The sequence below is a fragment of the Pseudomonas sp. W22_MBD1_FP4 genome, from assembly GCF_052113765.1.
In the GTDB taxonomy this organism is placed as follows: Bacteria; Pseudomonadota; Gammaproteobacteria; order Pseudomonadales; family Pseudomonadaceae; genus Aquipseudomonas; species Aquipseudomonas sivasensis.
This window is the reverse complement of record NZ_JBGQOI010000001.1, coordinates 502,252-522,199: the sequence shown is the minus strand read 5'-3', so window position 1 is coordinate 522,199 and position 19,948 is coordinate 502,252. Positions and strand designations below refer to the sequence as shown.

14 protein-coding genes are annotated in these 19,948 nt (G+C 63.5%); 6 read left to right on the top strand and 8 right to left on the bottom strand.

Going from position 1 to position 19,948, the window contains the following annotated elements:
- Positions 1-4: 4 nt before the first annotated feature.
- The 7 genes from ACEN2T_RS02475 to ACEN2T_RS02445 form a co-directional block, all read right to left on the bottom strand.
- Complete coding sequence (locus tag ACEN2T_RS02475; RefSeq protein ID WP_442116238.1) at positions 5-1,039, bottom strand: ABC transporter substrate-binding protein; 1,035 nt, start codon at positions 1,037-1,039, stop codon at positions 5-7.
- Complete coding sequence (metC, locus tag ACEN2T_RS02470; protein WP_241089473.1) at positions 1,036-2,250, bottom strand: cystathionine beta-lyase; 1,215 nt, start codon at positions 2,248-2,250, stop codon at positions 1,036-1,038. The genes ACEN2T_RS02475 and metC overlap by 4 nt, the downstream gene beginning before the upstream one ends.
- Positions 2,247-2,924 (bottom strand): amino acid ABC transporter permease, encoded by a 678-nt coding sequence (locus ACEN2T_RS02465; protein WP_032885213.1) that lies wholly within the window; start codon positions 2,922-2,924, stop codon positions 2,247-2,249. Before ACEN2T_RS02465 ends, metC begins: the two co-directional genes overlap by 4 nt.
- Positions 2,914-3,651, bottom strand: a complete 738-nt coding sequence (locus ACEN2T_RS02460) for an amino acid ABC transporter permease (RefSeq protein WP_442116237.1) — start codon at positions 3,649-3,651, stop codon at positions 2,914-2,916. Before ACEN2T_RS02460 ends, ACEN2T_RS02465 begins: the two co-directional genes overlap by 11 nt.
- The gene (locus ACEN2T_RS02455; protein WP_339481465.1) at positions 3,644-4,435 is read right to left on the bottom strand and encodes a transporter substrate-binding domain-containing protein; all 792 of its coding nucleotides are present in this window, start codon (positions 4,433-4,435) and stop codon (positions 3,644-3,646) included. Before ACEN2T_RS02455 ends, ACEN2T_RS02460 begins: the two co-directional genes overlap by 8 nt.
- Before the next feature lie 329 nt (positions 4,436-4,764).
- Positions 4,765-5,424, bottom strand: a complete 660-nt coding sequence (locus ACEN2T_RS02450; protein ID WP_095184690.1) for a class II aldolase/adducin family protein — start codon at positions 5,422-5,424, stop codon at positions 4,765-4,767.
- Positions 5,425-5,443: 19 nt separating this feature from the next.
- On the bottom strand, positions 5,444-8,137 hold the full coding sequence (locus ACEN2T_RS02445) for a TonB-dependent receptor (protein ID WP_260366789.1): 2,694 nt from the start codon (positions 8,135-8,137) through the stop codon (positions 5,444-5,446).
- Positions 8,138-8,414: 277 nt separating this feature from the next.
- Here ACEN2T_RS02445 and ACEN2T_RS02440 point away from each other — a divergent pair, with 277 nt between their 5' ends.
- The 6 genes from ACEN2T_RS02440 (at position 8,415) to ACEN2T_RS02415 (ending at position 14,575) form a co-directional block, all read left to right on the top strand.
- Positions 8,415-9,452, top strand: coding sequence for a ScbA/BarX family gamma-butyrolactone biosynthesis protein (locus ACEN2T_RS02440; protein ID WP_181643497.1), 1,038 nt, complete (start codon positions 8,415-8,417; stop codon positions 9,450-9,452).
- Complete coding sequence (locus tag ACEN2T_RS02435) at positions 9,449-10,126, top strand: HAD family hydrolase (protein WP_032885206.1); 678 nt, start codon at positions 9,449-9,451, stop codon at positions 10,124-10,126. The genes ACEN2T_RS02440 and ACEN2T_RS02435 overlap by 4 nt, the downstream gene beginning before the upstream one ends.
- Entirely contained in the window at positions 10,126-11,343 is a 1,218-nt protein-coding gene (locus ACEN2T_RS02430; RefSeq protein ID WP_095184694.1) for a cytochrome P450, read from the top strand. Before ACEN2T_RS02435 ends, ACEN2T_RS02430 begins: the two co-directional genes overlap by 1 nt.
- Positions 11,344-11,357: 14 nt before the next feature.
- Positions 11,358-12,905 carry an MFS transporter gene (locus ACEN2T_RS02425; RefSeq protein ID WP_442116236.1) on the top strand — a complete coding sequence of 516 codons (1,548 nt, stop codon included), beginning with the start codon at positions 11,358-11,360 and terminating at the stop codon, positions 12,903-12,905.
- A gap of 228 nt (positions 12,906-13,133) precedes the next feature.
- The gene (locus ACEN2T_RS02420; RefSeq protein ID WP_442116235.1) at positions 13,134-13,643 is read left to right on the top strand and encodes a sigma-70 family RNA polymerase sigma factor; all 510 of its coding nucleotides are present in this window, start codon (positions 13,134-13,136) and stop codon (positions 13,641-13,643) included.
- Positions 13,640-14,575, top strand: a complete 936-nt coding sequence (locus tag ACEN2T_RS02415) for a FecR family protein (RefSeq protein WP_442116234.1) — start codon at positions 13,640-13,642, stop codon at positions 14,573-14,575. The genes ACEN2T_RS02420 and ACEN2T_RS02415 overlap by 4 nt, the downstream gene beginning before the upstream one ends.
- A 111-nt stretch (positions 14,576-14,686) precedes the next feature.
- Here the strand turns inward: ACEN2T_RS02415 and ACEN2T_RS02410 are convergent, their stop codons facing one another.
- On the bottom strand, positions 14,687-19,894 hold the full coding sequence (locus ACEN2T_RS02410; RefSeq protein ID WP_442116233.1) for a putative Ig domain-containing protein: 5,208 nt from the start codon (positions 19,892-19,894) through the stop codon (positions 14,687-14,689).
- Between the last annotated feature and the right edge of the window lie 54 nt (positions 19,895-19,948).

Below are 19,948 nucleotides of genomic sequence, written 5' to 3'. Positions count from 1 at the left end.
AATGTTAGAGCCCGGCGTGGGCCTGGGCGAGGAAGTCGGGCCGGGCCCACTCATGCACGCTGAAGTCGTTCTGCAAGAAACCGCGCTGCACCAGGAAATCCTTTTTCAGCTCCAGCGCGGCGAGGTTCTGCGGGCCCAGTTGCGGTACAAAATCCAGCTCGGCGATGGCCTGGCGGATAAACCCGGCATCCGGCAGGAACGTCACGCGGGTGAACACCTCAGCGGCGGCCTCGCGGTGCTGGTTGATCCAGCGCCCCGCGCGGATCGCCGCACGCAGGAACGCCACGACTACCTGGGGGTGTTGTTCGGCAAAGGCACGGTTGACGGTGGTGGCGTAGGGGCCGTTGTGGTTTTTCAGGGTCCAGTCGGGGTAGCGCTCCAGGTCTTCGATCACGGTGAATTCACCGCTGGCGAGCAACGCCGGCACATGCCCGGCGGCGATATGCACCGCCTCCACACGGCCTTCAGCCAATGCACGGACTTCCTGGCCCGGCTTGCCGTGCAGGCCGTGCAATTGCGCCCAGAACGCCGATGGCCGCGCGGCAGGCTGCAAAGTGTGGGGATCGCCTTCATCCTCCAGCTCGATCAGCCGCACCTGGGACGGTTCCAGTCCGGCCAGTTGCAGCGCATTGAACAGGCCATGCTCGGCGAGCGCCTTGAGCACATCCACCCGCGCCTTGTTACGGCTGACCGGGACGCCGATGCGTTTGCCGAATAGGTCCGCGACCTGGCGGATACGCCCGTCGGCGCGTACCAGAATCTGCCCGGCGCGTTGGCTCGCGGTGGTGGCCACCAGCAGCGTGTCGGCCTGGTCCGTACGGGCCCACAGGGCGGGCACGGCGCCGCCGTCACGAATCAACCGCGACTCGCCATGGGTGAAGTGCGGCAGCCAACCCTGGTTATCGGGCAGCGAGCGCAGGTAGATCGCTTCGGCACCGACGCGCTGGTATTCCTCATCCAGCCAGCCGAGTTCCACGGCGATGTTGGACGCGACCAGCAGCGGGCAAATGCTGTAGTGGGTGGGCAGTGTTTGGCTCATGGCAGACTCCTTGGGGCAGGTGGGGTGACAGTCAGGCGTTCAAGGCCTTGTTGCAGGTCGGCGATCAGGTCTTCGACGGCTTCAAGGCCCACGTGCAGGCGCAGCAACACGCCGGGTTCAATCTGGGCCGAAGGGTGGCGTTGCTGCTGGCGGATCAGGCTTTCGAAACCGCCCCAACTGGCGCCCATGGCGAACAGCCGAAGGCTTTCCAGAAAGCTTTTGGTTTGCGGTTCTGAGATGGGTTTGAGCACCACGCCGAACAGGCCGGTGGAGCCGAGAAAGTCGCGTTTGAACACGTCGTGTCCCGTCGCGCCCGGTAATGCCGGATGCAGCACTTGGGCGACTTGCGGACGCTGTAGCAACCACTGCGCAACGGTCAGTGCCGAGCGCTCGTGCTGGCGCAGGCGCACGCCGAGGGTGCGCAGGCCCCGCAGGCCCAGGTAGGCGTCGTCGGCACTGGCGATATAGCCCAGCTGACGCACGGTTTCGCGCACGCCGGGGTAAAGCGCTTGCGTGGTGACGATCACGCCGAGCATCGCGTCGCTGTGGCCCACCAGGTACTTGGTGGCGGCATGGATCGAGATATCCACGCCGTGTTCAAACGCCTTGAAAAACAGCGGCGTGGCCCAGGTGTTATCGAGCATCAGCAGCGCGCCATGGGCGTGGGCCGCGTGGGCGAGGGCGGGAATATCCTGCACTTCGAACGTGCTTGAACCGGGCGCTTCGGCATACACCAGGCGTGTATTCGGGCGCAGCAAACCGGCGATATCCGCGCCGAGCATCGGCGCGAAATAGCTGGCCTGGATGCCATAGCGCGGCAGGATTTGGTCGAACACCTGGCGCGCATGCCAGTAGCAGTTGTCGGTGACCAGAATATGGTCGCCGGCCCGCGCCACGGCCAACACCGCACCGACAATCGCCGCCAGGCCGCTGGGCATGATCAGCCCCCGAAAACCACCCTCCAATTCGGCCACGGCGTCTTCGAACGCGGCGGTGGTGGGGTTGCCGTTGCGTCCGTAGATATGCCCGCGGTAGTGCGGGTCGTCGGCCTGCTGGAGGTGGTTTGTCAGGGTGCTGGTGTCGGGCCAGATAAAGGTCGAGCTGCGATACACCGGGGTGTTGACGGTACCGGCATGGTTGGCCGGATCACGGCCGAGGTGGGTCAACAGGGTGTCGTCGCGCATGGTCGTGGTACTCGTCGAAAGGCTCATCGGCGTTCCAGCCGTTTGGCCCAGCGTGAAAGGGGATAGATGTAGAGAAAGAACGCGATAAACACCACGCCATAGGCGGGCAGCAGCAGGTCGCTGCGCAATTGGCTGGAGAGGTGCGATTGCAGGGTGGTCATCAGCTCTTCCACCCCCAGCAGATTGGCCAGGGAAGTGGACATGGTCACCGCGCAATACAGGTTCATCCACGGCGCTACCAGGCTTGGCAGGGTCTGCGGAATGATCACGTAGCGCAGGGCCTGGCCGTGGCGTAGCCCCAAGGCCTGGGCGGCCTCCCACTGGCCCGACGGCACCGCGTACACGCCTCCGCGCACAATCTCCGAGACGTAGCCGATGGCGGGCAACGCCAGGCCCAGCGCGACTTTCAGCCAGTCCGGCAACTGCCACCAGCGCCCGGCCCACTGCACTTCGTAAGGCAGCAAGTAGGCCACGTAAAACATCACCACCAGCCAGGGCAGGTTGCGCAGCAAACGGCTCAGATGTCCTGCACCACGGCGCAGAGCCGGGCGAGCACTGACTTGCAGGCTGCCAAGCAGGACGCCGAAGACCGTCGCCACCAACATGGCGGTGACGCCCATCAGGATATTCAGGCCAAAGCCTTGCAGCAGCGCCGGGGCCCACTGCCACAGCAGCATCAGTGGCGAAGGTTCAGGCAGCATTCGGCAACTCCTGGCCCGGCAGGCGCAGGTGATACTCCAGTCGGCGCAACAGCCAACTGCTGAGGCCGATCAACAACAGCCAGACCAGCAACAGCACTTGCATCATCTCGGCGACGTTGAAGTTATCCGACCAGATTCGGTTGCTCGCATAGAGCAACTCCGGCACCGCGATCGCATAGGCGATGGAGGTGGACTTGATGGTCTGCACCACCGTATTGCCCATCGCCGGCAGGCTATTGCGCAGCGCCAGCGGCAGCACGATATGGCGCAGCACGGTGCGCTCCTGCATACCCAGGGCGGCGGCCGCCTGGAGGGTGGCGCGTGGCACCCCATCAATCCCGGCGCGCAGGTTCACTGCCTGGAACGCGCCGCTGTGCAGGGCGATCACAATGATCGCCCACTGCGTGCCGTTGAGCAGGCGCACCCCGTCCACCAACGGCAGTAACGCACCGACGCCGAAGTAGAAAAAGAACAACTGCACCAACAGCGGCGTGTTGCGAAACAACGCCACGTACGCGCCGCTGATCCCGCGCCACAGACCTTGGCGCGAACCCAGGCCGGCGGCGCCGACGACACCGATCAACAGCGACAGCGCGATACTTGCCAGTGACAACAGCAAGGTCAGGCCCAGGCCCAGCAGAAAACGCTGACGGTCCATCGGGTCCCAGACGATGCTCAGCGACAGGCCGTGCTGCTCCAGCCACAGGCGCAGGCTGACCTCACTCATGGCGTGCCTGCGCATGCTGCTGCGCGACCCAGGCATTCGGCGCCAGACCGTAACGCCGCTCCAAGGCGATGATCAGACCTTTGGCATGCCAGCCTTCGACAATGTTCGACACCGCCGCCAACAACTCCGGCTGGCCCTTGCGCAGGGCAATCCCCCACGGCGCCGGTGCCTGCCCCGGCAGCTTGACCTCGTAGTCGGCCCACTCAGGTTGACGGGCGAGGGCGCTGTACAACGCATCATCCCCCATCGCCCCCAGGCAACGACTGTCAGCCACCGCTTTGCGCACCTCGGCGGTGCCGTTAAACGACGCGAACTGCACGCCGTAGCGGCTTTCGAATGGCCGCACCCACACACTTGTCGCCGGCGCGCAGAGCGTCTTGCCGCGCAGACTTTCCCAATCGGGCACCGCCGTACTTTTGGGCGCAAACACCGTGGCCGCCGAGCTATAAAACCCCGGACTGGCAAAATCCACTTCCCGACGCCGGGCTGGCGTGTCCAACAAGGACGTCACCAACACTTCGCAACGTCCCTGATCGAGAAACAACAAACGATTGAGCGGATTGACCTGCACCAACGACAACTTCAACGGTTGACCGACCCGAGCAGACAACTGCTGCTGCAGATCAACAATCAAATCCATGATCAACCCACTGGGCTTGCCCTGGGCATCCAGCATCTTGAACGGAGGAAACTCATCACTGGTGCAGACATTGAGCGTGCCACGGGATTGAGCCCGTTCGAGCAAAACCTCGGCGTGAGCCGAAAGCACACTGAAAGCAAGCACCGCCGCAACCATCACTCCGGCCGGCCGAAAGCCCGCAAAGCGATGCTTTTGATCCGGCTTTTGATCTGGCTTTTGATCTACAGCGCCCCGTCGACCACGCTGGCCGGAGTGAGGGCATGCCGAGCCTAGGCGAGGCACCGAGTGGTGTGGCGAGAGCCTTTTGCTTACTTTTGGGCTCTTCCAAAAGTGAGCCGCTGTAAGAGCGGAACCCAAAGCCGCCGTTACCGCAGCAACGGAAATGCACACCGATAACCCACGACCGAAAGCCAGTCGAATCGTCGCACCACCCCTCCCAAACCCAGACCGTGCCGTGTCAGTCGCAACACCGCTCATGTCGCACTCCACCCCAACCGCGACCGCTGCGCCGCGCCACTGGGAAACGGCTGCGGAGTACCGAGCTGCTGCGCCAAAAACGTCAAATACGCCGCCTCCTCCAAATTGATCAACAACCGCGTAACCGCCAACACCCCCCGCTCGGACCAGGCAAACGGACCATGATTAGCCAGCAACGCCGCCGGCGCCCGCGGATGCTCACGCAACGCCGCCACCACCGGCTCCGGCGCATACCGAGGCCCCCACGCCGTCAGTGGCACCTCCTGATCCTCATCCAGAATCCCCAACAACTGAGAGGCATGGGCCCGCAACGGCCGGCCCGCAATCGCAAACGCCGTCAGATACGGCGAGTGCGTATGAATCACCGCATTCACCTGGCCCCGCTCGCGATAAATCGCCACATGCAGTGCCGCCACCTCCTTGAGGTTGTCAGTCAGGCTGCCCTGGCTGCGCTGCAACTCGAAATCCACAATCGCCGCCACACCGCTGTCAGCCCCGCTCAACGAGGCAATCACCAGCCGCTCCTCGCCGGGAACACGCAGGCTGATATTTCCCGCCTCATTGCCCGACAGCACCTGATGCTTGATCAGCAACTGCTTGGCCAGTGCAAAGTCATGCTCGAACTCTTGGGTAAAACGCACAGGATCAAAGCTCATGTGAACTCCTTAATGAGGGTCAGAAGCGGTAGTCGGCTTTCACGTAGTAGAAGGCGCCTTCGGCACCGGCCGGGGAGATGCTCTGGTAGGCCACGCGCCCACCGACAAAGCGGTTGGCCACGTCGATCTTGTCGGGGTAGCTGTCAAAAATGTTGTTGCCGCCCAGGGTCAGAGTGAGGGCCTGGCTGATGTCGTAGGACACGCTGGCATTGCTTACCCACTGCGCGGAAAACGTCTGGTCGCGGGCTTCGCCGAGGTTGGAATCGAGGGTGTAGGTGCCATAGCGGATCGTGTTGAAACTCGCCTGCCACGCGCCTTTACGCCAGTCGGCCCCCAGGATCAGCTTGGTATTGGGCGAGGCACTTTCCACGTAGCTGAGGGCTTCGCGGTTGATTAACGTGATGCCGGTGCCGGCGAGGGGGCCGGGGTTGTCCTTGATATCGGTGACCTGGGTCTTGCTGTAGTTGAACGCGCCGTTGAGGGTCAGTTGGCTGGCGTCGTCCAGGTCCAGACGATAGTGGGCGGCCACATCGACGCCGCTGGTCTTGGTGTCCAGGGCGTTGGTGAAAAAGCTCACGCCGGAGTAGTTGCCATAGCCTTGGCTGGCGAGGATCTGGCTGACCTGGGTGCCACTGAGCGTTTCCGACAGGGCGATACGGTCCTGAATGCGTATGTGATACGCGTCGACGCTGACGCTCGCGCGCTCCAGCGGCTGCCACACCACACCAAGGGACAGGCTGGTGGATTTTTCCGGCTTCAGGTCACTGGCGCCCAACGCCCGGGCTACCGGCGTGTTCACGCTGACGGTGCCGACCTGATAGGCCGTGGGGTCGCCGGCCTTGAATTCGGTCTGGGTCGCCGAGGTGCCGATCTGGCCCAACGTCGGCGCGCGGTAACCGCTGCTTACCGTCGAGCGCAGGCCCCACTGCGGGGTGAGGTCGTAGCGTACGGAAAACTTGCCGGTGGTCGTGGTGCCAAAATCATCGTAGTGCTCGCTGCGCCCGGCCAGGCCCAGTTGCAGTTTGTCGGTGACCTGCTGCTCCAGGCCCAGGTAGCCGCCGAACACATGGCGTGCATAACGGCCTTCGTCACTGTCCTGGGTGCCGGGAAAACCCTGGGCGCCGCCGGCACGGGTGGGCAGGGCCGTGCCATGGGTCCAGGATGCAAGGTCGCCGGCGATCACTTCATAGGCTTCGTTACGCCACGCCAGACCACTGGAAAACACCAGTGGACCCGCGCCCCAGCCCACCTTGAATTCCTTCACATGGTCCAGACCGACGTTGGTTTGCTCGTTGATCAACGCGCCGGCGTTGAAGCTGGTGGGACTGGCAGGTCCGAGGCTGGCGTTAAGCGAATCACTGAGGTGGTAGTCGATGCGATTGCGGCCGTAGTTGGCGCTGAGATCGAAGCTGCCCAGGCTGTCATCGCGGAGTTTCACCCCGCCAGTGACCGACGCATCCCGCGAACGTACATCGAGCAGGGGCAGGAATCCGTTGGGGTACACGGCCACCAGGTTGTTGGCGTCGATAGGCCGGCGAAAGGTGGCCTGGGATTCACCGGTGCGGTCCTGGTAAGTGGCGAAACCATAGAGGTCGACCGCATCGTTGAGTGACAGGCCGGTGTTGAGCGCCAGGTTCCAATCCTCAAGCCCCGGAGAACCGTAGCGCCAATGACGGTCGGCATCCGCTTCGCGGGCATCTGCAGTTGGGTAGAACTGCCGGCCATCGGTGCCGCCGGTGGAAGTGCGCTCGCTGCGCAGGCCCTCGCCGCTGAGGGTGAGGAAGCCGTCGCCGGGCAAGGTGAAACCGGTCCAGCCACCGACCGAGCGGCGAAAACCATCGCCCTTGGTGTATTGGCCAAAGGTGCTTTGCACCGCGCCGCCGTGATCCTGCTCCTTGAGCACGATATTGATCACCCCGGCAATTGCGTCGGAGCCGTATTGGGCCGAGGCGCCATCGCGCAGCACTTCGATATGGTCGACGGCGCTGACTGGAATCGTCGACAAGTCCACCGCCTGGGAACCCCGGCCCAAGGTGGCCTTGGTGTTGACGAATGCCGAGGCGTGTCGACGCTTGCCATTGACCAGCACCAGCACTTGATCAGACGCCAAGCCGCGCAGCGACACCGGCCGCTGCGACGACACGCCATCGGTGCCGTTGACTTGCGGGTAGTTCACTGACGGCACCAGGGTTTCCAGGGCCTTAGCCAGGTTATCGGTGCCGCTGCGCTCCAGTTGTTCGTTGCTGATCACATCCACCGGTGCCGCACTTTGCAGGGCGGTGACATCGCTACGGCGGGTGCCGATCACTTCAACCGACTTAAGGCGTGGCGCGGCCGGTTCGCTGCTGATCGCGGCTGCAGGTGTACTGGTGTCCGTCAGGCGATGGATCAACACGGCGCCACTGGCGGTCTGGCTGAAGCCCAGTTGTGAACCACTCAAGGCGATCCCCAGCGCCTGCTCCTGGCTCAAGCGGCCCTGGATCGAACGACTTGCGCGGCCTTCAACCAGCGGCGGATCAAAAGCGATGGAATGGCCGCTTTGCTGGGAAATGCTCAGCAGCACTTCATCCAGGGGCCCGGCGGGAATATTGAACTCAATGACCTTGTGTACGGCGGCCGCATCGTTTTGCGCCAGCACCAGGCTTGGCAGCGCCAGGCCGCCCAGGGCCAATGCGCACGCCAGGGGCGCCAGGGTGAATCCTGTTTTCAACATGCCAATCTGCTCCGGGTCGTGATGTTCTTTACGACCTTGAGCAACTTCGTGGGCTTTTTTTCACTGCTAAGTTAGAACACTTAGTTCGGTCTCTAGATCATTTAGTTGCGCTTATAAGCTTCGATCAAACTGATCTAAGTGTGCAGTGAAAATATAAGGGAGTATCTGCACAAGGGTACTGACAGCCAGATCGGGTTGTCCGCGCAAAGCTCACAAGTCATGGACTTGTACAGCGGTCTGCACGCTTACGGAAAAGCTCATCAGGAGACAGATGCCCATGTCTGAATTGTCCGTTCTAAATCCAGCCAGCCCAGCGCCGGCGATCCATTGCGAAAACACTGTGCCGCGTAGCATGGTGCACCGTGCTGCTGTCAGCGAAGTCTTCCTGACGGGCGCGGAGTTGGTAAAAGAGGGTCACTTCCGCTGCAGCGCCCAACTACCGCGTACCCACAGTTACTTCAGTGAACATACGCATCGTTCGGCACACTACGACATGTTGTTATTGCTGGAAGTGTTCCGCCAGGCGTCGATCTATATCTCTCATGCGTTCTTGGATGTGAGTGCCCAGGACAAGTTTATTTACCTGGACAGTGTCACTCGCGTCACCGAGCGCAGTTTGCTGGTGGTGGGGGATCGCCCGGCGTCGGCACAGATCGATGTGTTTGTGGTGGACGAATACCTGCGCCATGGCGAGCGCAGTGGCGTGACCCTGAACATGTCCCTGAGCATCAATGGCGAAGTCGCCGCACGGCATGAGCGCATGAGCATCCGTTGGATGAGCGGCGCTTCGTGGAACAAGATGCGCGCCCGTGGCCTGGCGGCGATTCCCGCCGACGCGGACCCGTTGGCGCAACTGCCGCCACCGTTGAGCCCGTCGGCGGTAGGGCGCCATTGGCTGAACAACGTGGTGCTGGGCAAGGACGTGGAGCAGGGCGCCGACCGCCTGGTGGCGCCGCTGATTGTGGACCTTAACAACCCGGCGATCTTCGACCATCCCCTCGACCATATCCCCGGCATGCTGCTGCTCGAAGGTTTCCGGCAAGCGGCCTTGGTGGTGGCGGATCGGCAATTGCAGGCCGCCCCTGATCAGTGGCTGTTGTCCAGTTGCCATGTGGTGTTCACCCGCTTCGGCGAGTTCGGTTTGCCGACACGGGTGCGTGCCGATCTCAATGCCCTGGCAATCGATGAACACGGGCGCATCACTCTGGCCCTGGACGTGGAGCAGGGCGGCGTGGTGATTGCTACAGCCGAGCTTGAGTTGTTGCCCGTGGCGGCCAGCCAGCCGTTGGCCCTGGTTGCGGGGGGTGTGCGATGAGCGATTTGAAGTTTATCTGGTTCGATTTCGGGGGCGTGCTGTCGCCGCCGATCCCCGCGTTGTTCGAGCAGTATCAGGTCAAGACCGGCTTGGCCCCGCGCGTGCTGCAACAGGCCATGAGTGATGTGGCCGAGGAACTGGGCGTGCCGATGCTGGCGCCGGTGGAGAGCGCTTTGCTCACCGAAAAGGAGTGGGGCCAACGCCTGGAATTGGCATTGCGGCGCCGCGACCCGCAGATTGATTTGTCCCGTGCGCGCCTGCAAACCTTTGGCGAGCATTGGTTCGCCGGAGTGCCGGCCAATGCGCCGTTGGTGGCCGCGGTGCGTGCGCTCAAGCGTGCTGGATTGCGTGTGGGCATCCTCACCAACAACGTGGTGGAGTGGGAGCAGCACTGGCGGGCGATGGTGGGTTTGGACGAGGTGGTCGACCTGATCGTCGATTCCAGCCGGGAAGGCACCCGCAAGCCGGAAGCGGCGTTCTTCGAGGTCGCCACCGCACGTTCAGGCGTCAGCGCGGCTGACAGTTTGTTGATCGATGACGTGGCCGAAAACATCGACGCCGCCGCCGCGCTGGGCTGGCAAGTGCTGCACTTTATCGACAACCACCAGGCCCTTACCCAGTTGCAGCGCCTGACTGGTGTGAACCTGGTGCAACCTGTCGGGGAGCCTGCCTGATGAATATCGCCGTCGTCACCACCCCGCCAGTCACCGTGGCGCGCATCCCCAACCTGGATGCGCCGCCAGCCTATCAACCCGCCAGCCCCGCCAATGGCTTGCCCAGGATCCTCTTGCCCAGCGGCCACTTGGCGTATCACCTGACCCGCTATGAACACGTGCAGGCGTTGCTGCTGGACAACCGCGCCATTCGCGCTCCGTGCAACGAAGAAGACGGTGCGAGTTTTCTGCCCACCATCACGCCGCCAGAGTTACTGCTTAACAACGACATTCCCGATCACGGCCGCCTGCGTAAAGTGGTCGCGCGGGATTTCAGCCCCAGTGGGGTGGCGTTGCTGGCGGAAAAAGTGCAGCAGGCGACCCATGAGCGCCTGGATGTATTACAGCGCCAGGCCCCCGGTGCAGACCTGTTTGCCCAGGTGCTTGATCACATTCCTGCGACGGTGGACTGCCAACTCCTCGGCATTCCCCTGAGTGACCGTGAATACTATCGGCCGCTCAGCCATACGGTGCAGGTCGCGTCGGACGCGGATGTGCCGGAGCTGCTGAACCAATTCTGGGGCGTCTACAACTACCTCACCGACCTGGTGACGGGCGCGCGCCCTACCTATCCCGATGGGCTGATCCAGCGTTTCGTCGCCACCCGCAACGACAGTGAACCGCCACTCAACGACAAGGAGTTGGTGGGCATCCTGCTCGGCGTGCTGATCGGCGGCGACCAGAACATTCTTACCGTGCTCACCAAGGCGGTGTACACCCTGTTGGCCGCGCCCGAGCTGTGGCAGCAGTTGGTGGACGACCCTGCGCTGATCCCGAATGCTGTCGAAGAGCTGCTGCGCGTGATCCCCCTGGGCACCATCTCGACCTTCCCGCGCCTGGCCAGTGTCGACCTTGACGGGCCGTGGGGGTTGATCCCAGAGGGCAGCATCATCTACGCCGATGCATTCGCAGCCAACCGTGACCCAGCGGTGTTTCCTGAACCCTTGGCGATTCGCTTGGACCGTAACGACGCGCGGCATTTGCAGTTCGGCTACGGCATGCACAACTGCATGGGCGCGGCCCTCGCGCGCCTGGAAATCACCACGGTGTTGCAGATTCTGGTGCAGCGCTTTCCCAACTTGCGCCTGGCGGTGCCGGCGGACCAGGTGCCCTGGGTCGACGGCATCATCCTGCGCCGACCGGTGCGTTTGCCGGTGCACGGTTTCACTTCAACCTGACCCTGGAAGGACCCATGAAAAACTCGTTTGCCGACACGGCTCTACTCTCGATCATCCTGCTGGCGATCTTCGTTGTGCCCAGCTCCATCTCCGGCACGGCCCTCGCGTTGCCGGCCATCGGCGCCGATATCCAGGCGCCGTTGACCAGCCTGCAATGGGTGGTCAACGCCTTCAACCTGGCGTTTGCCTGCTTCACCCTGGCCTGGGGCGCGCTGGCTGATCGGCTCGGGCGCAAGCGCTGTTTTGTCGCCGGTGCGTCGCTGTATGTGGTGGCCTCGGTGCTGTCTGCGGTGGCCGACAGCGCGTGGTTGCTGGACGCGGCACGGGGGCTGGCGGGGATTGGTGCGGCGGCGATTTTCTCGTGCGGCATTGCCATCCTCTCCACCCACTTCAGTGGGCCGGCGCGGTTACGTGCATTTGCCTTGTTCGGCACCGTTGCGGGGCTGGGTGTGAGCCTGGGGCCGACCTTGTCCGGCTTACTGCTGGACAGCGTCGGCTGGCGCGCGATTTTCTGGGCGCACGCAGTCACCTTGGTCATTGTGCTGTTGGGCACCCCGTTGATCACGCGGGACGGCGAACTGGCAGAACGCACTGCACGCTTTGATGTGCCGGGCGCGACGTTATTTGTGTTGGCCTTGTTGGCGCTGATGGTTGCCATTGTGCAGGGCTCGCAGTGGGGCTGGATCAGCCCCGGCGTGCTGGGCCTGGTCGCGGTCGCGGCGGTGTTGCTGGCGGTATTTACCTGGCAGGAACGCCGCCATCGCCAGCCGATGCTGGACCTGTCGCTGCTGGCAAGCGGGCCTTTTGTCGGCCTGGCGTTGGTCACCGTGGCGGCATCGTTTGGCTTTGTGACGCTGCTGACGTACTTGCCGAGCTACCTGTTCGGCGTACTGCAATTGAGCGCGACCCACGCAGGACTGGCGATGTTGCTGCTGACGGTGCCAATGCTGTTCTGCCCGATTCTGGCCGGCAAGTGGGCGGCGCGTGGGGTGTCGGCGATCGGCATTCTCAAGGTCAGCCTAATTGCGTTGCTGGTGGGCGTCGTGTCGTTGGCGCTGGTCAGCCAGGTTGGCGTGGCGTTGTGGCAACTGGCAGTGCCGTTGCTGCTGGTGGGCATTGGCATGGGATTGTCGGCCGGGTTGGTGGATGGCCTGGCGCTCAAGACCGTGCCCGAGCAGAAAGCCGGGATGGCTGCCGGTTTGCTTAACACCTTCCGCCTGGGCAGCGAGGCGATTGCTGTGGCGTTGTATGGTTCGTTGCTGGCCACCTTGCTGGACAGCCAATTGCGCACAACCTTGAGCCGCCTGGCGCCCGATCCCTCGACCCTGCAACGCTGGATCGATGACGTGGCCGCCGGCAATCTCACCGGGTCGTTGCAAGCCCTGAGTACGGAACAGGCCGGCACGGTGCACAGCCTGTTTATCGGCGGCTATGACAGTGCGTTCCACGGCGTGCTCTGGGTGTTGGCCGCGATCCTGCTGGTGCTGACCGCAGTGGTCGCCTGGCTGGTGCGCCCGCTGCGTGAACAGGAGCGTACGGAGGCGCAATTAGCCGCTAACTGAGTGACTCACCACACCGCCTGCGGCGCTCGCAGGCGGTGCTTTTGCGTGCCTGCAGGGATGCCAAGGGTTATGCAGAAAATGCAGCTTATTGGATGTTTTTATTCTTTTATCCGGTGATGCCCGCTGGGGCAAACTGGACTCACCTGCCTGGATGCAGGTCTACCTCAAACCGACAGGCCCACCACCACTTGTCCGCTGGCGTGTGCAGTCCATGAAGACTATGGACCTATGGACCCGAATGCCTTGCTCAAGAGCCGCCTCATCGGCCAGATTTTCCAACAGCACTACAGCTGGTTGTGCGCACGCTTGTCGTACCGCACCGGTTGCAGCCACAGCGCCGAGGACATCGCCGCCGAGACCTTCCTCAAGGTGTGGATGCTGTCCGATCCCACGGCCATTCGCGAACCGCGCGCGCTGCTCACCACCATCGCCCAGCGCCTGATGTATGAGGGCTGGCGCCGTCGCGATCTGGAAAAAGCCTACCTGCAAATCCTCGCCGAAGTGCCTGAACACGTGCACCCGTCGCCCCAGGAACAGTTGATCCTGATCGAAAGCCTGCTGGCCATCGACCGGCTGCTGGATGGCCTTTCAGGGCAAGCCAAGGCGGTGTTCGTGCACAGCCAGTTGGACGGCATGACCTACGCGCAGATCAGTGAACGGCTCGGCCTGTCGCTGGGGCGCATCCACCAATTGATGACCCAGGCCCTGCGCGCCTGTTACCTAGGGTTGAACGAGTGAGCAAACGAGCGTTGAACGACCCGGTGGCCGAGGAGGCCATTGGTTGGCTGGTGCAGATCCAGTCCGGAGATTTCAGTGTCGAACAGCAAGCGGCGCTGGAGGTGTGGCGTGGCACTTCGGCCCATCATCGTCAGGTCTACGCGCAACTGATCGCAGGGCTGGATCAACTCAAGGCTTCGCCGTGGCGCGGACGCTCCAGCTCGCAACTGTTGCGCAGCCTGGAACAGCCCAACAGTCGCCGCGCGTTCCTGCGCACCAGCTTGTGTGCGCTGGGGCTGGCGGCGGGTGTGGGTTGGGTGACGCGCTTTGAACCGGGCGGGCAGTCATACGCCACCGGCACGGGCGAGCGGCGCACCTGGCAGTTGCCCGACGGTTCGACGCTCAAACTCAATGCCCGCAGCCAGGTGATCGCGACGCTCGCCGACGGGCAGCCCAGCCTGGAGCTGCGTGCAGGCGAAATGTTGGTGAATGCCTCGGGACCGTTGCAGGTCAGTAGCCATGCCGGACGTATCACTGGCGCCAGCGGTCGCTTGATGATGAGCGAGCAGGGTGCGGCCTTGCGTCTGGTCACCCTCGACAGCGATGTGGTGTTGCATCTCGAAGGCGGTACGCAGCAGCGCGTGGCGATGCATCAGAGCACGGTGTTTGATCATCAGCGGATTCTCACTCAGGTGCCGATGGCGACCAGTGAGACCGCTTGGTTGGAGGGTTGGTTGGTGGTGCGTAATCAGACATTGGCGAGCGTGGTGGATGCGATTCGGCCCTACCGCAATGGCATCGTACGGCTGGACTCGGCAGTGGCGGGGTTGCGGGTGACAGGGCGGTTTCCGTTGGATGATGCGCAGCAGACGTTGGAGGCGCTGGAACAGAGTTTGCCGATCAGGGTCAGGCAGTGGGGGGGAATGGTTGTGTTGATTGGGGGGAGGGTTTAGGCGGGTTGGGTACATATCCGTTGCTGCGGTAACGGCTGCCTAGGGCTCCGCTCTTACAGTGGGTCAGTCACTGTTGCATTGACTGACCCACTGCTATCACCAGTAAGCGCGTCAGAACTTGCCATCCACGCCGATGCGGAAGGTGTCGTTTCGTTCGTCGCTACCCAGGGCGGTCTTGTAGGAGACGCCCATTTGCCACGATCGGCCCAGGTTGAAGTCCAGCCCGAGGTCCAGATTGGCGAAGTTGCTGTCCAGTGGGTCGGGTTTGAGGCGATAGAGCACGCCGTCGGAGCCTTGGTCGGTGTAGCGCATTTTGTAGTCACTGCTGCCACTGAAATTGTGGCCCCAGGCCAAGCCGATCTTGGGGGTCATGACACCGAGTCGGGTCGCTACGTCGTAGCCTGTGCGCAGGCCGATGAACGAGGTGAAGTTCTGTTGGCGTTGCTCGTCGTAAGACAATCCATAGATCCCGCCACCGCTTTCGCGGAAGGCGTCCATGCGCGTGGTGCTGGCGTTCAGGCGCCCGTAAGGCGTGAGCGACAGCGGGCCCTGGCGGTATTCGTAGCTGGTGGTCAGCGAGGCGAATAGCTGGTCGGCATCACGGGAGCCCTTGGCGTATTGCGCATCGCTGCCGGTGATGTAGCGCCGTGAATCGAAGCTGATGCGGTTGTAGCCGAGCAAGCCATCGACGAATACCTTGGGCGCCAGGTTGAGGCTCAGGTAGGTGGCAATGCCGAGTGCGTCGGCGTCGCTGCGGGTCTTGTTGTTGCCGATGTCGCTGCGGTCGTTGCCATAGCCGAAGCCAATGCCGGCAATCGCGTTCGGCGACAGTCGATAGTCGACACCGGCGCTCAGGCCGAAGGTGGTGAAGCTGTTGTCTTTCGCGCCGCGGGCATGGGTCGAGCCGTTATTGATAAAACCGTCGCTCCAGTAGGCAATGGCGTCTTCTTTACAACCATCTTCGACTTGGGCAGCGGTCTGTCTTTTCTCTTCGTCGGTGCTGTTGGCCGAGCCGCCCATCTGTTTCTGTACGGCACTGGCGATGGCCTGCATGGGCACGTTTTCACCGTCTTTGCGCACGCTGGCATTAAACGAATTGCGGTTGCAGGACACTTGGTGCAACTGCTCCAGGCGGCGGTTGAAGTTGTCCATCTGGGTGCTGGCAAAGCGTTCTGCCGCGCGGGTCTGTGCGTTGAGCAGGCCGATGACTTCGGCATCCTTGGTCGGGTCAGGACGGGGCGCGATGATAAAGCTCACCGAGCTGTTGGCCAGGGAACCGCTGCCGTTTTGCAGGCTGAAGCGCACGACGGCCGTACCGGCAAACGCCGCCGATGGCACGAAACGCATGGAGAACCGGCTGACCATAAATGCCCGGCCAGCGGAAGCCGGGGTGACTGTGCCCAGGTTGGCCTGGGTGAACGGGCCACCGGTGGCGCCTTTGGTCAGGTCCACTTCGGCGCTTTCCCCGACGCTAAGGATTTGGCTGGAGGCCGGCACGGTGATCGGTACGGCGGCAATGTTGATCGAGTAAGCCTGTGTTCCGCTGGCGCCGTTGGCGTCGGTGACGGTGAGTGTGAAGTTGGCGGTCTGGTTGGTAGTGGGCGTACCGCTGATCGCCCCGGTGGCGGCGTTCAGGCTCATGCCGGTCGGCAGGCTGCCGCTGGTAACGCTGTAGGTGTAAGGCGCGGTCCCGCCCGATGCGCTGACCGCGGCGCTGTAGGGGCTGCCCGTTGTGCCGGCCCCCAGGGACGCCGGGCTCACCAGCAGGGTGGGCGCGCTGATGGTCAGGGTCACAGTGGCGGGGCTGGACGTGCCGCTGGCGTTGCTGGCGGTGTAGGTGAAGCTGTCCGCGCCGGAGTAACCCGCGCTCGGCGTGTACGTGATGCTGAGACCACTGGCAACGGCGCTGCCATGTGCGGCGGCGCTCGCGATGGCCACGTTGGTGGCGCTGCCGCCACTGAGGTTCAGGGCGATCGAATTGGCGCTGCTGTTGGCCGCGACGGTGGCGCTGACGGCTGACGCCACAGGCAGTGCCACGCTGACGGTGCCGGAGAAGGTGATTGACCCGGTTGCGCCGTTGCTGTCGGTGACGGTGACCGTCGAGCTGTAAGCGCCTGGCACCGACGGGGTGCCGCTGATGATCCCGGTCGATGGGTTCAAGGTCAGGCCGCCGGGCAGGTTGCTCGCGCTGAAGGCGTACGGCGCACTACCACCGCTGGCACTCAAGGTCGTGCTGTACGCACTGCCGACAGTGAACGCGCCCAGCGTCGCTGGCGTGATTACCAGCGTAGGCGCTGTCACGGTGATGGTCACGGTAGCGGGGCTTGATGTGCCGCTGGCATTGCTGGCGGTGTAGGTGAAGCTGTCCGCGCCGGAGTAACCCGCAGTCGGGGTGTAGGTGATGCTGGTGCCACTGGCAGTGGCGGTGCCATGGGCGGCAGCACTGGCGACGGCCACGCTGGTAGCGGCACCGCCGCTGAGGTTGAGAGTAATCGGGTTGGCGCTGCTGTTGGCCTCGACGGTGGCGCTGACGGCTGAAGCGACAGGCAGTGCCACGCTGACGGTGCCGGAGAAGGTGATTGATCCGGTTGCGCCGTTGCTGTCGGTGACGGTGATCGTCGAGCTGTAAGCACCTGGCGCCGACGGGGTGCCGCTGATGATCCCGGTCGATGGGCTCAAGGTCAGGCCGCTGGGCAGGTTGCTCGCGCTGAAGGCGTACGGCGCACTACCACCGCTGGCACTCAAGGTCGTGCTGTACGCACTGCCGACAGTGAAAGCGCCCAGTGTCGCCGGCGTGATCACCAGCGTTGGCGCTGTGACCGTAATCGTTACGGTGGCGGGGCTCGAAGTGCCGGCGGCATTGGTGGCGGTGTAGGTGAGGCTGTCCGCGCCGGAGTAACCCGCAGTTGGGGTGTAGGTGATGGTGGTGCCACTGGCAGTGGCAGTGCCATGGGCGGCAGCACTGGCGACGGCCACGCTGGTAGCGGCACCGCCGCTGAGGCTGAGGGTGATCGGGTTGGCGCTGCTATTGGCCGCGACGGTGGCGCTGACGGCTGAAGCCACAGGCAGTGCCGCGCTGACGGTGCCGGAGTAAGTGATCGACCCGGTTGCGCCGTTGCTGTCGGTGACGGTCGCCGTGAAGCTATAGGCTCCAGCGGCAGTGGGGGTTCCGCTGATCTGGCCGGTTGATGTGTTCAAGCTCAGACCGCTGGGCAGGCTGTTGACGTTGAAGGTGTACGGCGCGTCGCCGCCGCTTGCGCTCAGGGTCGCGTTGAAGGCGCTGCCGACGGTAAAAGTGCCCAGTGTCGCCGGCGTGATCACCAGCGTTGGCGCTGTGACCGTAATCGTTAAGGTGGCGGGGCTCGAAGTGCCGGCGGCATTGGTGGCGGTGTAGGTGAAACTGTCCGCGCCGGAGTAACCCGCAGTCGGCGTGTAGGTGATGGTGGTGCCACTGGCAGTGGCGGTGCCATGGGCGGCAGCACTGGCGACGGCCACGCTGGTAGCGGCACCGCCGCTGAGGTTGAGAGTGATCGGGTTGGCGCTGCTGTTGGCCGCCACGGTTGCGCTGACTGCTGAAGCGACAGGCAGTGCCGCGCTGACGGTGCCGGAGTAAGTGATCGACCCGGTTGCGCCGTTGCTGTCGGTGACGGTCGCCGTGAAGCTATAGGCTCCAGCGGCGATGGGGGTTCCGCTGATCTGGCCGGTTGATGTGTTCAAGCTCAGACCGCTGGGCAGGCTGTTGACGTTGAAGGTGTACGGGGCGTCGCCGCCGCTTGCGCTCAGGGTCGCGTTAAAGGCGCTGCCGACGGTAAAAGTGCCCAGTGTCGCCGGCGTGATCACCAGCGTTGGCGCTGTGACCGTAATCGTTACGGTGGCGGGGCTCGAAGTGCCGGCGGCATTGGTGGCGGTGTAGGTGAAACTGTCCGCGCCGGAGTAACCCGCAGTCGGGGTGTAGGTGATGCTGGTGCCACTGGCAGTGGCGGTGCCATGGGCGGCAGCACTGGCGACGGCCACGCTGGTAGCGGCACCGCCGCTGAGGTTGAGAGTGATCGGGTTGGCGCTGCTATTGGCCGCGACGGTTGCGCTGACGGCTCCCGCGACGGGCAGGGCCTGGTTGATGGTGACGGAGTAGGAACGTGAGGCCGTCGCGGGGCCGTTTCCGCTGCTGGAGTCGGAAGCAGTCACTGTAAAGTTATAGGTGCCTGCGCTGCTGGGCGTACCGGTCAAACTGCCAGAAGAAACAGCCAAGCTGAGGCCGGTTGGGAGGGTGCCACTGGTGATCGCGTAGGTATATGGGGCTGTGCCGCCCGTTGTGTTGAGCGACTGGCTATAGGCCGTATTGACCGTGCCATTTGGCAGTGACGCCGGGCTGATGACAAGCGTTGGCGCACTGACGGTGAGGGTGACGGTGGCCGGGCTTGAGGTCCCGCTGGCATTGGTCGCGGTATAGGTAAAGCTGTCCGAACCGAAGAACCCCGCAGTCGGGGTGTACGTGATACTGGTGCCGCTGGCGGTGGCGGTGCCATGTGCGGCGCCGCTGGCAACCGCCACACTGGTGGCCGCCCCCCCGCTGAGGTTGAGGGTGATCGGGTTGGCGCTGCTACCACTGGCAACCGTCGCACTCACCGGGCCGACGGTAGGCGCCGGTACGGTATAGGTGAAGCCGTTGGTGAGGGTCGCGGTTCCGTTTGAGGTCGTGACGACCACGTTTACCGGGCCTGCGGCATGCGCGGGGGTGACGGAGGTAATGCTGGTGCCGCTATTAACGACGCTACTGGCCGTCGAGCCGCCAATGGTGACGCCGGTGACGTTGACGAAGTTGGTGCCCGTCAAGGTAACCGAGGTGCCACCCGCCGTGCTGCCGGTATTAGGGCTCACTGACGTCAAGGTCGGGGCCGAGCCGCTGGTGACGACCAGGGTATAGGTGGCGACTCCGGTCTGGGATTGGTTGTCGTTGAGTGAAACCTTGAAGGTGTAGGTCCCGGCTGTGGTCGGTGCGCCGTGCAGTAGTGTCGTGGTGCTTCCGAATGACGGGTCCAGGGTCAATCCCGCTGGCAGGCACGGGGAGCCGTCGTACGCTAGGTCAGTGATGTCACACTCAAACCACTGATCGATGGGGAAGTTGTCGATGGTCCCCGACAGGGTAATGCTCATCGACTGATTCACCGCGACCGAAGGCAACGTGCTGCCCGACGCAGGGCTGGTGATGACCGGTGCGGCCAATACCTGGCTGGCCAGGGGCAGCGCTATTAGCAGCAACGCGGCTGAGGCCAGCCTGCGGGTCAGTCTGGCGGCACGGGTCGAAAGTCTTGTGATCATGTTTAGGCATCCTGCCGTATGCGCCGCTAGGGGCGGTGTCCAACGAAAATGTCG

Coding starts and splice junctions, on each gene's coding strand:
- ACEN2T_RS02410 (WP_442116233.1), bottom strand. CDS start 19,894: ATGATCACAAGACTTTCGACCCGTGCCGCCAGACTGACCCGCAGGCTG.
- ACEN2T_RS02430 (WP_095184694.1), top strand. CDS start 10,126: ATGAATATCGCCGTCGTCACCACCCCGCCAGTCACCGTGGCGCGCATC.
- ACEN2T_RS02450 (WP_095184690.1), bottom strand. CDS start 5,424: ATGAGCTTTGATCCTGTGCGTTTTACCCAAGAGTTCGAGCATGACTTT.
- ACEN2T_RS02460 (WP_442116237.1), bottom strand. CDS start 3,651: ATGAGTGAGGTCAGCCTGCGCCTGTGGCTGGAGCAGCACGGCCTGTCG.
- metC (WP_241089473.1), bottom strand. CDS start 2,250: ATGAGCCTTTCGACGAGTACCACGACCATGCGCGACGACACCCTGTTG.
- ACEN2T_RS02420 (WP_442116235.1), top strand. CDS start 13,134: ATGGACCCGAATGCCTTGCTCAAGAGCCGCCTCATCGGCCAGATTTTC.
- ACEN2T_RS02445 (WP_260366789.1), bottom strand. CDS start 8,137: ATGTTGAAAACAGGATTCACCCTGGCGCCCCTGGCGTGCGCATTGGCC.
- ACEN2T_RS02465 (WP_032885213.1), bottom strand. CDS start 2,924: ATGCTGCCTGAACCTTCGCCACTGATGCTGCTGTGGCAGTGGGCCCCG.
- ACEN2T_RS02475 (WP_442116238.1), bottom strand. CDS start 1,039: ATGAGCCAAACACTGCCCACCCACTACAGCATTTGCCCGCTGCTGGTC.
- ACEN2T_RS02435 (WP_032885206.1), top strand. CDS start 9,449: ATGAGCGATTTGAAGTTTATCTGGTTCGATTTCGGGGGCGTGCTGTCG.
- ACEN2T_RS02440 (WP_181643497.1), top strand. CDS start 8,415: ATGTCTGAATTGTCCGTTCTAAATCCAGCCAGCCCAGCGCCGGCGATC.
- ACEN2T_RS02425 (WP_442116236.1), top strand. CDS start 11,358: ATGAAAAACTCGTTTGCCGACACGGCTCTACTCTCGATCATCCTGCTG.